This window comes from Aeromonas sp. 2692-1 (genome assembly GCF_013085505.1).
GTDB lineage: Bacteria > Pseudomonadota > Gammaproteobacteria > Enterobacterales > Aeromonadaceae > Aeromonas > Aeromonas hydrophila.
In genome coordinates, this window is the sequence record NZ_CP038513.1 from 1 (window position 1) to 13,828 (window position 13,828).

The 13,828-nt window shown below is 63.5% G+C and carries 11 protein-coding genes and 2 pseudogenes; 5 read left to right on the forward strand and 8 right to left on the reverse strand.

The genetic code is table 11. The features are described 5' to 3' along the window. Positions 1 to 696 (reverse strand): DUF6776 family protein, encoded by a 696-nt coding sequence (locus E5E97_RS00005; RefSeq protein WP_171279650.1) that lies wholly within the window; start codon positions 694 to 696, stop codon positions 1 to 3. Between the two features lie 86 nt (positions 697 to 782). Next, positions 783 to 2,176 (reverse strand): annotated as a pseudogene (gene clcA / locus E5E97_RS00010) (H(+)/Cl(-) exchange transporter ClcA). Positions 2,177 to 2,400: 224 nt separating this feature from the next. Here clcA and hemL point away from each other — a divergent pair. After that, positions 2,401 to 3,687 (forward strand): glutamate-1-semialdehyde 2,1-aminomutase, encoded by a 1,287-nt coding sequence (gene hemL / locus E5E97_RS00015; protein ID WP_171279652.1) that lies wholly within the window; start codon positions 2,401 to 2,403, stop codon positions 3,685 to 3,687. 219 nt (positions 3,688 to 3,906) lie between these two features. Beyond that, positions 3,907 to 4,722 (forward strand): hypothetical protein, encoded by an 816-nt coding sequence (locus E5E97_RS00020; RefSeq protein WP_171279653.1) that lies wholly within the window; start codon positions 3,907 to 3,909, stop codon positions 4,720 to 4,722. Positions 4,723 to 4,782: 60 nt separating this feature from the next. Here the strand turns inward: E5E97_RS00020 and E5E97_RS00025 are convergent, their stop codons facing one another. Both E5E97_RS00025 and E5E97_RS00030 read right to left on the reverse strand, forming a co-directional pair. Continuing rightward, positions 4,783 to 5,685: a sulfite exporter TauE/SafE family protein gene (locus E5E97_RS00025; protein WP_029304893.1), complete on the reverse strand. Its 903-nt coding sequence runs from the start codon at positions 5,683 to 5,685 to the stop codon at positions 4,783 to 4,785. A gap of 256 nt (positions 5,686 to 5,941) precedes the next feature. Continuing rightward, on the reverse strand, positions 5,942 to 6,664 hold the full coding sequence (locus tag E5E97_RS00030; RefSeq protein WP_171279654.1) for a phosphatase PAP2 family protein: 723 nt from the start codon (positions 6,662 to 6,664) through the stop codon (positions 5,942 to 5,944). Between the two features lie 175 nt (positions 6,665 to 6,839). Here E5E97_RS00030 and E5E97_RS00035 point away from each other — a divergent pair, with 175 nt between their 5' ends. Further along, positions 6,840 to 7,367, forward strand: coding sequence for a DUF2937 family protein (locus E5E97_RS00035; RefSeq protein WP_045526141.1), 528 nt, complete (start codon positions 6,840 to 6,842; stop codon positions 7,365 to 7,367). A 66-nt stretch (positions 7,368 to 7,433) separates the two neighbouring features. On the opposite strand, the gene E5E97_RS00040 is transcribed toward E5E97_RS00035, so the two are convergent. Then, positions 7,434 to 9,014, reverse strand: coding sequence for a response regulator (locus E5E97_RS00040; RefSeq protein ID WP_045789066.1), 1,581 nt, complete (start codon positions 9,012 to 9,014; stop codon positions 7,434 to 7,436). Positions 9,015 to 9,127: 113 nt separating this feature from the next. Continuing rightward, positions 9,128 to 10,009: a LysR family transcriptional regulator gene (locus tag E5E97_RS00045; RefSeq protein WP_011707270.1), complete on the reverse strand. Its 882-nt coding sequence runs from the start codon at positions 10,007 to 10,009 to the stop codon at positions 9,128 to 9,130. Positions 10,010 to 10,165: 156 nt separating this feature from the next. On the opposite strand from E5E97_RS00045, the gene E5E97_RS00050 reads away from it, so the two are divergent. Both E5E97_RS00050 and E5E97_RS00055 read left to right on the forward strand, forming a co-directional pair. Then, the gene (locus tag E5E97_RS00050; protein ID WP_171279655.1) at positions 10,166 to 10,630 is read left to right on the forward strand and encodes an SMR family transporter; all 465 of its coding nucleotides are present in this window, start codon (positions 10,166 to 10,168) and stop codon (positions 10,628 to 10,630) included. Beyond that, positions 10,618 to 10,938, forward strand: a complete 321-nt coding sequence (locus E5E97_RS00055) for an SMR family transporter (RefSeq protein WP_011707272.1) — start codon at positions 10,618 to 10,620, stop codon at positions 10,936 to 10,938. The genes E5E97_RS00050 and E5E97_RS00055 overlap by 13 nt, the downstream gene beginning before the upstream one ends. Before the next feature lie 96 nt (positions 10,939 to 11,034). On the opposite strand, the gene E5E97_RS00060 is transcribed toward E5E97_RS00055, so the two are convergent. Then, positions 11,035 to 11,436 carry a VOC family protein gene (locus tag E5E97_RS00060; RefSeq protein WP_039214513.1) on the reverse strand — a complete coding sequence of 134 codons (402 nt, stop codon included), beginning with the start codon at positions 11,434 to 11,436 and terminating at the stop codon, positions 11,035 to 11,037. A gap of 42 nt (positions 11,437 to 11,478) precedes the next feature. Then, positions 11,479 to 13,799, reverse strand: a pseudogene (mrcB, locus tag E5E97_RS00065) (penicillin-binding protein 1B). Positions 13,800 to 13,828 lie beyond the last annotated feature (29 nt).

Genomic DNA, 13,828 nt, shown 5'->3' on the forward strand with positions numbered 1-13,828 from the left:
TTACTGTGCGGCCGGTACGGGAGCCGGTGGAGCGACCACCAGCGGCTTGATTACCTCGCGCCATTCAGCCAGCAGCTCCTGGGCCGGTTGCCGACCATCCTTACCGATGGTGACCCGTACCCGATCCGGTACAAAGCCTTCCGGCAACTGCCAGTTGCCTTCCAGCAGCTGGAAGTAACGCAGCGCATAGCGCCCCTCCCCCACCTTCATACCCAGCTCGCGGCTGCCGAGGGTTCTGGGCTTGTCGCCCTGACTGCCTTCCACCTTTATCTGTACCTGACCACGAAACAGCTCGCGCTTCTTGGCGGGCTGGGTCAGCGCCAGCCGATAGTGATAACGGCCGGGAATACTGGTCTCCTGCAGGGTAAGGTTGTCGATCACCACCCCCACCTGCTCGCCGGTGGGACGCATGATCCGCTCGAAGAAAGCCAGCTGGCGCTTCTGCTCCTGCACCTGGGCTTCCTGATCCTTGAGCGCCTGTTGCAACTGCTCGAATGCTGCCTTCTGGGTAGCCAGCAGGGTCTCCTTGATGCCGAGCTCGCCCTTGAGCTGGCCAATGGCCTTGGCCTGGCGCTCCAGCGTCTCCTGCTGAACCGTCAACAGGCTGCTCTGAGCCAGCTCCTGGCGATTACCGACGAAATAGCCGATGAGCGCCCCCACCATCAGCACTGCCAACCACTTCACTATCTGGGACATAAGGCCTCTTTTGTTACTGCGCATACTGCGGCCACACTCCCTTCACTATACGCGACTCAAGCAGATTCAGGCCGGCAGACAAAGGGTTAACCGGCGGTGACGCCGCTTTCTCCCCGCTTTTGACGCGCAGCAAGCCGTAAAGTTCGCTCCAGGATCTGGGAATAAATCGGGCGGCCCCCAACCACTGCGCCACCAGGGTCGCACCGACCGTGGTGATCATCATGGGCAAGATCAGCTGATAGTTGTCGGTCATCTCGGTGACCAGCACGATCCCCGTGATGGGGGCACGCACGGTAGCGGCAAACAACGCGCCCATACCGGCAATGGCAAAGGCGCCGGGTTCAATGCCAAGCTCCGGGAAGGCCGCATGGAACAGGTGGCCGAACACCACCCCGAACAGGGTGCCTAGCGCCAGGGTCGGGGCAAACACCCCGCCCGGTGCGCCGGAGCAGAAACAGACCAAGGTGGCCACCAGCCGGATGGAGAAGATGAGGAACAGGGTGGCCATCGCATACTCCCCGCCCATCAGATGGGGGATGAGCTCGGTACCGCCGCCGGTCACCGCCGGGGCAACCAGCGACAGCACGCCGAAGGTCCCCGCCACCAGCGTCCCGATGGCCACGAAGCGATGGCGCTTGTTTTGATGCAGCGCCAGATAACCATCCTGACAGGCCAGCACCAGCTTGTTGAAGACGAAACCCAGCACGCCGAAAGCGGCCCCCATAAAGAGGAACAGCCAGAGCGTCCTCAGGGCCGGCGCATCGTAGTGAGGCAAGCTGATCACCGCCCCCTGCCCCTTCATGTTCTGCAGCATCAGGGTCGCCATGATGGCGGAGATGCCCACCGCCTTGATGGCCAGAAAGGAGTAGCGAAACTGCGGGCGCATCTCCTCCATCACGAACAGGATCCCCGCCAGCGGTGCATTGAAGGCCGCGGCCAGACCGCCCGCCGCCCCGGCTGCCAGCAGGGCGTGGCCATGCTCCTTCGGCAGCCGGAAGATATCTGCCACCATCTTGCCGAGGTTGCCGCCGATCTGTACCGACGGGCCTTCCCGCCCCAGCACCATGCCGGAGCTCAGGGTGCAGATACCGCCGAAGAACTTGACCGGCAACACCCGCCACCAGCGTACCGGGCGCAGCTCGTCCATGGCCCCCTCAATCTCGGGAATGCCGGAGCCACCCGCCTCCGGCGCAAAGGCATGGGTCAGGAAATAGCCAATGCAACCCAGCAAGGCGCTGAAACCAAAGCCGAGCAGGCCGAGCTGCCACCAGGAGCGATCGGCCAGCAGGTCGACACGCTGCTGTGCCAGCCAGTGCACGCCGGACTCGAACAGTCCGCAGACCAACCCGGCCAGGGTGCCGACCAGCGCAGCCAACAGCAGCACCAGCAGGGGCATCTTGTCTTGATGAATGATCCGCCGCAGGACGGGGCCACGGGGAGGCGAGAGCGGTTCGGCAGAGGAGAAAGCTTGTTGCGACATGAAAAAAACCACATTCGTTTGCTGACGGAGGTGACGACATCCAGCCTGCTGCCCGGCTGCCCAGCACCGGGCCTTTCTGCTATAGTCGGCCCGTTTCATTTAACACGGGGCAGTCCTTGGCCAGGGAGTCAAGAGCGCAAGCATACTCCAGCTCCCCCCGACTGCCGAGCCGCAATCGGCCACCTGCGCCTGTGTGACGACCAAAATCCCATTAAGGATGATCCATGTCAAAATCAGATCAGCTGTTTGAACAGGCCCGCCAGACCATTCCGGGCGGCGTCAACTCACCGGTCCGCGCCTTCAATGGGGTCGGCGGCACACCCCGCTTCATCGATCACGCCGATGGCGCCTACCTCTATGACGTGGATGGCCAGGCCTATGTGGATTACATCGGTTCCTGGGGCCCCATGCTGCTGGGTCACAACCACCCGGCCATCAAGGCCGCCGTCATCAAGGCGGTGGAGAAGGGACTGAGCTACGGCGCGCCGACCGAGATCGAAGTGCTGATGGCCGAGAAGGTGCACCAGATCGTCCCCTCCATGGAGCAGGTGCGGATGGTCAACTCCGGCACCGAGGCAACCATGAGCGCCATCCGGCTGGCCCGCGGTTATACCGGCCGCGACAAGATCGTCAAATTCGAAGGCTGCTACCACGGCCACGCCGACTCCCTGCTGGTCAAGGCCGGCTCCGGCGCGCTGACCCTGGGTCAGCCCAACAGCCCGGGCGTACCGGCTGATTTCGCCAAGCACACCCTCACCTGCGTGTTCAACGATCTGGACTCGGTGCGCGAAGCCTTCACCCAATACGGCAGCGAGATCGCCTGCATCATCGTCGAGCCGGTGGCCGGCAACATGAACTGCATCCCGCCGGTAACCGGCTTCCTGGAAGGGCTGCGCGCCATCTGTGACGAGTTTGGCGCCCTGCTGATCCTGGACGAGGTGATGACTGGCTTTCGCGTCTCCCTGCGCGGCGCCCAGGGCCACTACAACATCGACCCGGATCTCACCACCCTCGGCAAGATCATCGGTGCCGGCATGCCGGTCGGCGCCTTCGGCGGCAAGAAGAAAGTGATGCAGCACATCGCCCCGACCGGCCCGGTCTATCAGGCCGGCACCCTCTCCGGCAACCCGGTGGCCATGGCTGCCGGTCTGACCATGCTGGATCTGCTGCTGGAGCCGGGCCTCTATGAGCAGCTGAGCGCCAAGACCGCCCGGGTTGCCGAAGGGCTGAAAGCCGCCGCCGCCAAGCATGGCATCCCGCTTGCCATCAACTACGTGGGCGGCATGTTCGGCTTCTTCTTCACCGACGAGCCCGAGATCACCCGCTACGAGCAGGTCACTCGCTGCGACATGGAACGCTTCAAGCGCTTCTATCACCTGATGCTGGAAGAGGGCGTCTATCTGGCACCGAGCGCCTACGAGGCCGGGTTCCTGTCGCTGGCCCACGGCGACAAGGAGATTGAACACACTCTAGCCGCCGCCGAACGCAGCTTCGCCAAGCTGGCCGGCTAAGCCGCCGCTTGTCGCAAAAGGGCCCTTCACGGGCCCTTTTTCATTGCCGCTTCGGCGCCTTTCGGCCTCCCCCGGTACGCCCGATGTTGGTGCAGCATTTGTGCAAGCGGTGCGGCTCTGTCACCAAACGGTGCATATCCCGCCCCTCTGCTCGTCATAAAACAGGCCCACAATTTGCACCCTGCAAGTTGAATGCAAGCCCGTTTGAGCGAGGTGTATATGGCGGAAATGAGCCCCATCGATGTGCTGCGACGCTATCAGGAGTACGAAGCCGAACTGGCCCCCCTGCTGCTGGGACTGCTCACGGCATCGCCCGATTCACTCAGCAGTTATCCCTTTATTCTGAACCAGGCACCCAGCCGGGAACCACTCGGGATCCTGCCGCCGGTACCGGCGCCGCAAGCCCGTTTGCATCTAATCGTGAGAGGCCAGGGCCGTGAGCTGACCCTCTGTCTGAACCAGCTCATCGCCTGGCTGATGGGGGACAGGGAACGACGTCGGGCCATGCCCTGGTTCAAGGGGGTTTATGTGGTACTGAGTCTGGCGTTGTTTCTGATCGTCGCGACGCTCATCTGGCACGGGCTGGAGCAGCTCTATCTGCTGCTGTGCGGGGCGCAGCAGAACCGGCTGGGGGCCTTCAGTGCCATCATCTTCCTGACCCTGGCGCTGGCGGTGTTCGACTTGGGCAAAACCATTCTGGAAGAGGAGGTGCTGCTGCATAAGGACATCTTTCGCCACAGCGCCATTCGCCGCACCATTACCCGCTTCATCGCCGCCATCTTGATCGCGGTCTCCATCGAGGGGCTGCTGTTGCTGTTCAAGGGGTCACTCGGCCAGAGCGAACTGCTCTGGCCGGCGGTGGGTGTGATGGGGTGCGCCGTGGGGCTGCTGCTGGCCCTCGGCCTCTATGTGTTTCTGGGGGCCAGGGCTGAAGCGGCGCTGGTGCAGGCCAGCCTGCGACCTCTGCCAGCCGGGGTTGTGGCACCCACCGCGCCGCCCGCCAAGAAGCGTACCAGGTCCAGGAGGTATAGATAACGCCAAAGGCCTGCAATCACATCAATACTCCACGGCCAGCACCGACACGCGCCGTACTGGCTAACCAGTGACGCCTGCCAGCCGGGGTTGCAGTTCCCGCCGCGCCGCCCGCCAGGAGGCGTACATGGTCCAGGAGGTATAGATGACGATGAAGGCCACCAGCCATTTGAGCATCGCCATGTCCATCGACTTGACCAGCATGGCCGCCAGCACCACGCCGACAGGGCCAAAGATGGCCACCGCCAGCACCGCCTTGGCATCGAAGGCCCCCTTGCGGATGAAGGTGCCCGCCGAGAAGACGCTGAGCACGGCGGTGGAGCCCATCATGATGGGAAACGCCGCCAGCGGATTCATGCCGAGCAGATAGACCAGGGTCATGCAGGGGGCGAACAGGCCGATGCCCACGTTCATCAACACGCCGAAGATGAAGTTGCCGAGCAGCGCGATCCCGAGCTTGTAACCGGTCAGCCCCATGGCATCGCCACCGAGGGGGAACAGCCCCAGCAGGCCCGCAAAGATGAGGCCGGCCACCACCAGCAGGGAAACCGCCATCACCAGCCGGATGGTCTGGCGATCGAACGAGGCAACGTGGCGCGCCCCCCAAGCCGCCCCGGCAGCGGCGGCCACCATCATGCCGATGAGAGTGAGCGGATCCACCTGCACGGCGCCGATGAAGATCAGCGACTGGGTGACCGTCGGCAACACGCACTGACCGTTGAGGGTGCCCGGCAGCAGCCGATCGTCGATCAGCTTGAACTGCTTGTAGCAGGCGGTCTTCACCGCGAAGCTGCCAACCCCCAGGGTATCGAGAAAATTGGCGACAAAACCGATGGCCGCCACCGGCCAGAAGGGGGTCGATTCCAGCTCCCCCTGTTGCCGTTTGTGCCACCAGGCCCGTACCAGCATGAAGATGAACACCAGGGCGCAGATGATGAATATCAGGCGCAAAAGATTAATTAACATACAGAGTTCTCCAGCAACGGGCGGCGATTCTAAGGCAGCAAAAATAAAAAATCTTGGTCAGGATCAAGCATTCAGCCCATGCAAACGATTATCTGGAGAAAGTCATGACGAGCACGCCCGAACGAATCTGCTAATACTTGTCTATGAGGGCCAGCAGGCCTGGGGCCGCCGGTGGTAGTCATGGTCATTTCGCGACGACCACAGTCACCGGCGGGAAGTAGACAAAAAGAAGGCCGGTATGCACCGACCTTCTTTTTTATTGCTGACTCGCCGATGTTTTGCCCGCCAGCCACTGCCAGCCCGGCAGGCGTGGCAGCCGCTGGGCGATCCAGCCGATCAGCGCATCCGACAGCCCGGTCGACAGCAACAGCGGCAGACAGAGCAGGGTCAAGGAGAGGGCGCCGACATAGACATCCGTCAGCCAGTGGGCACCGGAGAGGATGCGAGGCGCCGAGAACAGCGGCACCATCAGCAGCGCCGTCACCCCGGCCCAGCGTGGCAGATAGCGCAGGGCAAAACCGGCGAAGATCATCAGGAACAGGGCATGATCGCCGGGGAAGCTGTCGCTGGACGAATCCTTGGTCGGGATCCCGCTGAGCTGGGTGACCCGCAGTGCATCCGTCACCGTCAGGGTCGGGCTGGGCCGGCTGACCGGCAGCAGATGACCGAACTGGTTGATCACCAGGGCCCCCAGCAGCATGACGATCCCCATGGCCACCAGCCGGCGGCGTCCCTGCTCGTCCGCACGCCAGAAGCAGCGAGAGAGGATCAGCCCCATGCAGGAGAGTACCGCCAGATCGAACAGCCGGTTGTTGGTCACGGCCACCAGATCGACCCACCACTGGGCCTGACCCAGCCAGCCATTGACCAGATGGAAGACGGCGAGATCCCACTGATCCCAGGGGCCGTGATCGGGCAGTGCGGCCCAACTGATGGCGATGAGACCACCCAACAGATAACAGGGTATAAATTTGCGCATACGAACTCTCCTCCCCGAAAAATGGGGCCGTATTTTAAAGCATAAAAAGCGTGACGTGAATCACACAAACGAGGGAGAAAAGGGTCATGCCTCCTATCCGGAAAGCCGGCGCGTCCCCTGCCGGCTTGGCCTGTTGCAGCCTTGCGGCTAGTATGGAGTCCCTCTATTTCGCGAGATGACGAGTGCTATGCGCAGCTACCTTCGGATGATGCTGTTTGCCCTGGGCCTGCTGGCCGGCGTGCAGATCCCGGGTCTGATCGACCTCTACTACCAGCGGCTGGATGCCCGCCTGCAACAGGCCAGCCTCAGCCTGGCCCCTTTTCAGGAGACGGCGGATCAGCATTTCAACGGCGATCTGACGGCCCTGGTCAACCACTACCGCACCAACCCGGATCCGGTATTCGCCAAGGATGCCGCCAGCCTGCAGCTGCTGGTCAGCCAGCGCCAGACCCTGCAGCAGGAGAGCGTCTACAAGCACCATCCCTGGTACCGGCAACTCTCCCACCTGCTGCTGCGCGCCGAGCCCCAGCTCTGGCAGGATACCCTGCAAAACTACAGCTACGTGGTGCCGCTCAAGCAGGCCGCCATCGTCTGCGGCATGGCGGCAGGCCTGCTCGCAGCTCTGCTTGGCGATCTGCTGCTCAGCCTGGTATTGCTGCCGTTTCGCCGGCAGCAGCCCCGCACACGCTACGCGCCGCGCTGACCGGATCGACCCGGTGGCGCAAAACAACAAAGGGGCCAATGGCCCCTTTGTTGTTTCCATCCGGTGTCACAGCTCGTATGGCAGCCGCGACTGGCTGACCAAACGCTGGAGCGCCTGCACTACCTGGGGGTCGAACTGACTGCCGGAGCGTGACAGGATATATTCCATGGTCTGGGCCAGCGACCAGGGCTCCTTGTAGGGACGCTTGCTGAGCAGGGCATCGAACACGTCGACCACGGCCACGATGCGGGCCGACAGCGGGATCTGCTGGCCGGCCAGCTGCTCCGGGTAACCCTTGCCATCGAAGTGTTCATGGTGACCGCGAGCAATCTCGGCCCCCAGCGACAGATAGCTGGTGCCCTCCACCATCTCCCCCGCCTTGTGCAAGATGCTGGCGCCAATGTCCGCGTGCTGCTCCATGATGAGCCGCTCATCCGGCTCGAACCGACCCGGCTTGTGCAGGATGTGGTCCGGCGTGCCCACCTTGCCCACGTCGTGCAGTATGCTGGCCATGCCGATCATGTCGACGAAGCCCGGCGTCAGCTCGTCGGGATAGGCCCCCGCCTGCTGCAGCTCGGCCACGATGGCATCGGAGAGCTTCTGCACCCGCAGCACGTGATCGCCGGTATCCGAGTCGCGAAACTCCGCCAGCGCCGCCAACGCCACCACGGTCGCCTCCTGGGCGCGCAGCAGCTGGTTGTAGAGATAGAGGTTGTCGTATGCCGCCGAGATGCGCTGGCAGAACACGTCCAGCAGATCGCACTCGAGCGGATCGAGTGGCTGGGTGGGGGTGAAATTGAGCACGAACTCGCGCCCGTTCTGGGCCGCGATATAGAGCGCATCCTGAGGATGCTCGAAGCGGTTGCAGCGGTTGGCGAGCGCACTCATCACCGAGTCGTGCAGGGCCGGGAAGGCACTGAGCGGCACATCGCTCAGCAGGGATTCATAGTCGCCGGTGGCCGCCAGGATCTCCAGCTCCTGCGAGCCGGGGCGGCGTTCGGCACAGATGGCGCCTTCGGTGCCCACGTCGAGAATGGCGCTGATCTGCTTGAGCACGCCGGAGGCAAATTCCCGCAGCGAGTGCAGATGATAGAGATCCCCCGCCCCCTCCAGGATCTTGCCGAGCCCCTGCCGGCTCTTGTCGATGGCGCAGAGGGTCTCGTAGGAGCGCAGGGAGGCGATGACGGTGGTGTAGAGCTTCTGCACCGTCAGTTCGGTCTTGGTCTTGTAGTCGTTGATGTCGTAGTCGAGGATCACCCGCTGCTCCGGGGCCTGCCCCGGCTGGCCGGTGCGCAGCACGATGCGCACCAGGCTGTTGTGCATCTCGTTGCGGATCTGGTGCACCAGCCGCAGGCCGGCATCCTCGGTCTCCATCACCACGTCGAGCAGGATCAGGGCGATGCGCGGGTTGGCCAGCAGCATGCGGGCCGCTTCGGCGCCGCTGTAGGCATTGAGCAGTTCAAGCGGGCGGGATTTGTACTGAATGTTGGAAAGTGCCAGCCGGGTGGCATGATGAATGTCCGGCTCATCATCGACGATCAACACCTGCCAGGGGTTGATCGCCTTGGTCACCACGGCCTCATCGTCATCCAGCTCGATGATGTCGTCATCCAGCCAGAGCTCGTCCTTGTCTTGGGCACTGCTCATATCGTTCACGCCTCCAGGCGCTGCATGAGGGTACTGACAGTATGTACCATCAGGCAGTGATGGATCACAAGCCCCTGCACTTGCCCCCTCGTGCCCGCCCAGCGCCAACTGGCTTATTCGAACGGTTCGAGATAGGCCTGGATTGCCTTCCTCAGCCACGCCAACACCTTGCCGTGATAAGCATTTTCCGACAGATAGACACCGTAGTCGCGCCACTGCAGGCTGAACTTGTGCTTCAAGGTCAGCAGCTCCCCTTGCCGCAACTGGCTCTGGATCAGCGGCGACGGCAGCACGGCCCAGCCGAGGCCATCAAGCACCGCATCGCGCATCAGCTCGAAGCTCGACAACCCGATGTGGTGGCCGCCGATGGGCAACAGGCTCTTGACCGAAAATTCGTCCACATAGGAAAGAGTGACCTGGGTATGACCGGTCAGATCCTGCTGCAATACCCGCTTCAGGCTGGCCAGCGGGTGGCTCGGGGCCACCACCATCAGGGTGCGGATCGGGTTGAGCACCTCGATGTTGAGGCCGCTGCGCTCCTGCTCCTCTGTGATGAGGCCGAAGGCGGCGTCGACAAACCCCTCCTCCACCAGCGCGGGTAGCTCCGGCGGCGAGGCCAGCACCAGCGAGATGCTGGTGCCGGGAAACTGGTGGCGCAGCGCCCCCAGCATCTCCCGCCACACCGCCTCGGGAATGGCGTCATCTCGCGCCACCCGCAGCGCTACCTCAGCGCCGGAGGCGTAGTGTTCGCACTTGAGTTTGAGGCTGTTGGCGGCCTGCAGCAGCCGCTTGCAGTCGTCCAGCACCTGCTCGCCGATCTCGGTCAATCGGCTCTGGTTGGCGCCTCGTTCAAAAAGTTCGACGCCAAGCTCAACCTCAAGCGCCGCTATCGCCGTGCTGACTGCGCTGCGACTCTTGCCAAGCCGGCGCGCTGTATTGGCAATGGAGCCACTGCTGGCTGATTCCACAAAGAGTTGTATCTGGTAGAGCTTCATGATCTGGGTCGTGAGCAGGGTATCCGATATTCACCTTACCTTGCCCCCTTCTAGCAAGGCAAACCGTCAGCGTCTGAATTGTCGACGCTCAGCGATTCTGCCGCCTGAGCGGGCTGCGGCTATCATGGCCCCGTCGCAGCAACAAAAGGACATTTTATGTTATTCAATCGCATGCTCCTGGCCCGCATCTTTCTGACGGGCGCCATTCTGACCGAGGTCGCCGGGACCTCCAGCATGGCCATGATCCCGGAGAACGAGGCCGGCTGGCTCAACTATCTGCCGATGTGGCTACTCATCTCCTTCTCCTATCTGTTGTTGGCCAAAGCCGCCAAAACAATCTCCATTGGTATTGCCTTCGCGCTCTGGGAGGGGCTGGGGATCGCGCTGATCACCGTCGTCTCCGTGCTGTTCCTCGACTACCACCTGAATGCTCAGGAGTTGATCGGACTGGCGCTGGCCATAGTGGGTATTGTTCTGGTGACAATGGGTGAAACCCATGACGAACCGACCACAGGCACCGGCAGCATCCGCCGTCTTGGCACTGCCCATGACAAACCAGCTGCAGGTACTGGCAGTGCTCGCAGCCTTGGCGCTGCCAAGGAGGCCGTATGCACCCATTGATCATCGTACTGGGGGCAGCCCTGCTGGATATCGGCGCCAACATGGCGATCAACCGCTCGGTGGGTTTTCGTCACAAAGGCTGGGGATTTCTCGGCATCCTGCTGGTGCTGTGTGCCTTCACCCTGCTGTCGGAAGCGGTGAGCACCGGCAAGATCGATCTGGCCGTGGCTTATGCCACCTGGGGTGCCATCGGCATCCTGGGCACCGCCCTCGGTGGCTTGCTGCTGTTTGGCGAGCGGCTCAAGCCCATCGGCTGGGTCGGCATGCTGGTGATGGCCGTCGCGGTGACCCTGCTCACCACCGCCTGATCGCCCCTCACGCACTGCACACCATGAAAGAAGCCGCCCGGCTAACCGGGCGGCTTCTGCTCTTTATGGGGTGATGGGGCTCGCGGCAGGTCTGCCTCAGCGGCTCGCTTCGTAGAGCTCCAGCGGCAGGCCGTCGGGGTCGGCGAAGAAGGTAAAGCGCTTGCCGGTCAGCTCATCCACCCGCACCGGCTCCACCTCGACACCATGGCCCTGCAGATGGGCGATGACCCGGTCGAGCTCAGCGACCCGAAAGGCCAGGTGGCGCAAGCCGCACGCCTCCGGCCGGGAGGGGCGCAGGGGCGGTGCCGGGAAGCTGAACAACTCCAGCTGGCTGCCGTCCGGCAGCGCCAGATCCAGCTTCCACGACTGGCGCTCCTCGCGCAGCGTCTCGGCAATGATGGGCAGCCCCAGCACCTGGTGGTAGAAGTGGCGCGAGCGCGCATAGTCGCTGGCGATGATGGCCACGTGGTGGATGGCATCGAACAGAGGATGTGACATGAGCACTCCGGGCAAGCGGGCAGCCAAGGCTGCCCGCCGCGGTCAGTTGAAGAAACCGTTGAACCAGTTGTCCAGCGCATTGGCCGGGCTGGACACCGGGCTGGCGCAGCCCATGGGCTCGGCCAGCCCGGCCAGCTTGGCCGGCACCTGCAGACTGCCGGGGCAGTCGCTGGTGACCCGGGTGCCGCTGGCACGGGAGAAGCTGGCCCAGCTCACCCCTTGCGGCATGTTCATGGCCAGGCTGTTGACCCCGCGCTGGCTCATGTAGCCGCTGAACAGCTGCAGGGCACCGCTGGCGCCGGTCAGCCCGGCCGGGGTGTTGTCGTCGCGACCGACCCAGATGCTGACCAGCTCGTTGTTGTCGAGCCCGGTGAACCAGGAGTCGCGCAGCTCGTTGGTGGTGCCTGTCTTGGCCGCCATGGTGGCGCCGGGGAACTTGGCACCGAGCGCCCGCGCCGTGCCCTGGCTCACCGTCTTGGTCATGGCGAACAGGGTCAGCCAGCTGGCCTGCTCATCGGTCACCCGCTTGGCTGCTTCGTCATGCTGATAGAGCTTGCTGCCGTCGCTGTTGACCACCGCCCGGATCGCCGACAGCGGCTGGGTCAGCCCCTGGTTGGCGATGGGCAGGTACATCTGGTTCACCTCCATCGGCGAGAGCGCCACCGCCCCCAGCACCAGCGAGGGATAGGGCTGGATCTCCTGCTCCACCCCCAGCTTGTGCAGGGTGTCCACCACCTTGTCCAGCCCCACCTGCAGCCCCAGATTGACGGTCGGCACGTTGAGGGAGCTGGCCAGCGCATCCATCAGCGGCACGCTCTGGCGGAACTTGCGATCGTAGTTTTGCGGGGTCCAGATCTGGCCATCCTTGCCGCGAATGCGGATCGGCTGGTCCTTGAGCGGCGTGCCCAGGGTCAGGCCGTTGGAGAGACCGGTCAGGTAGACCGCGGGCTTGACCAGCGAGCCTATCTGGCGACGGGCATCCAGCGCCCGGTTGAAGCCGGCATAGCGCGGATCCCGGCCCCCACCATGGCCACCACCTCGCCCTTGTGCCAGTCGGAGACCACCATGGCCGCCTCCAGCTTCTTCTTGCCGCGCAGCTTCTCGATCTGGGCCAGACCCGACTCCACCGCCTGCTCGGCGGCGTGCTGGGCGATGGGATCCAGACTGGTGAAGATCTTGAGGCCGGACTGCTTGAGCAGATCCGGACCGAAGCGGCTCTGGATCTCCCGCTTGAGCAGGCCCATGAAGGCCGGGGTGCGGCCATAGCTCATCTGGCCGCGGGTAATGATGCCGAGCGGCTGCTTGCTGGCCAGTTCATACTCGGCTGGTTGCAGGCTGCCGTGATCCATCAGCAGCTTGAGCACCAGGTCACGGCGCGCCTTGGCCCGCTCCGGGAAGCGCCAGGGATCGTAATAGGAGGGCCCCTTCACCATGCCCACCAGCAGGGCCACCTGATCGATGTCCAGCTCGTTGACCGGAATGCCGAAGTAGAAGTAGGAGGCGAGCCCGAAGCCATAGACCCCCTGGGAGAAGTTCTGCCCCAGATAGACCTCGTTGAGATAGGCCTCCAGGATCTCGTCCTTGCTGTAGCGATAGTCGATCAGCACCGCCATGTAGGCTTCCTGCGCCTTGCGCCACAGGCTGCGCTCCCGGGTCAGGAAGAAGTTCTTGGCCAGCTGCTGGGTCAGGGTACTGCCGCCCTGCACGGTGCGACCCGCCAGCAGGTTGGCCGCCATGGCGCGCATGATGGCCACCGGCGAGACGCCGCCGTGCTGGTAGAAGTCGCGATCCTCGGTGGTGAGCAGGGTGATCAGCAGGCTGTCCGGCACCTCGGCGATGCGCACCAGCAGGCGGTCTTCCCGATCCTCAGTGTTGAGGCGATCGAGCAACACCGGGTCCATCTGGGCGTAGCCGAGCTGACGCTGGTTCTCCAGCGACTGGATCCCCTCCAGCCGCGCACCGTTGAAGGTGAGGCGCAGGCCGCGGGCGGCATCGGCCCCGTCATGGAATTCGAATGGCCGGCGGATAAGCTCGATGCGGTTGCCGCTCACTGCATACTCGCCCGGGGTATGGGGCTGGCGCACCTGCTTGTAGCTCAGCATGTTGAGCTCGCGCAGCATCTGGGCCTGGGAGAGGCGCTGGCTGGGATAGAGTTCCAGCGGCCGGCTGTAGACCATCACCGGCAACTGCCACTTCTCGCCGTCGAAGCGTTCACGCACCTTGGTATCGAGGTAGATGCCAAACACCACCATGAAGGCCGCTCCCACCAGGGAGAGCTTGAAGCCCAGCCAGAACAGCGTGCGCCAGATGGTGCGTTTGGGCGCGGCCTTCTTGGGGGTGCGCTTGCGTCGTTGCGTTGCCATAAATCCTCTTTGCTTTCCTTTCTACTTGT

Bases quoted from the DNA above. Each gene is read 5' to 3' on its own strand.
- E5E97_RS00005 (WP_171279650.1), bottom strand. From the start codon at position 696: ATGTCCCAGATAGTGAAGTGGTTGGCAGTGCTGATGGTGGGGGCGCTC.
- hemL (WP_171279652.1), top strand. From the start codon at position 2,401: ATGTCAAAATCAGATCAGCTGTTTGAACAGGCCCGCCAGACCATTCCG.
- E5E97_RS00020 (WP_171279653.1), top strand. From the start codon at position 3,907: ATGGCGGAAATGAGCCCCATCGATGTGCTGCGACGCTATCAGGAGTAC.
- E5E97_RS00025 (WP_029304893.1), bottom strand. From the start codon at position 5,685: ATGTTAATTAATCTTTTGCGCCTGATATTCATCATCTGCGCCCTGGTG.
- E5E97_RS00030 (WP_171279654.1), bottom strand. From the start codon at position 6,664: ATGCGCAAATTTATACCCTGTTATCTGTTGGGTGGTCTCATCGCCATC.
- E5E97_RS00035 (WP_045526141.1), top strand. From the start codon at position 6,840: ATGACGAGTGCTATGCGCAGCTACCTTCGGATGATGCTGTTTGCCCTG.
- E5E97_RS00040 (WP_045789066.1), bottom strand. From the start codon at position 9,014: ATGAGCAGTGCCCAAGACAAGGACGAGCTCTGGCTGGATGACGACATC.
- E5E97_RS00045 (WP_011707270.1), bottom strand. From the start codon at position 10,009: ATGAAGCTCTACCAGATACAACTCTTTGTGGAATCAGCCAGCAGTGGC.
- E5E97_RS00050 (WP_171279655.1), top strand. From the start codon at position 10,166: ATGTTATTCAATCGCATGCTCCTGGCCCGCATCTTTCTGACGGGCGCC.
- E5E97_RS00055 (WP_011707272.1), top strand. From the start codon at position 10,618: ATGCACCCATTGATCATCGTACTGGGGGCAGCCCTGCTGGATATCGGC.
- E5E97_RS00060 (WP_039214513.1), bottom strand. From the start codon at position 11,436: ATGTCACATCCTCTGTTCGATGCCATCCACCACGTGGCCATCATCGCC.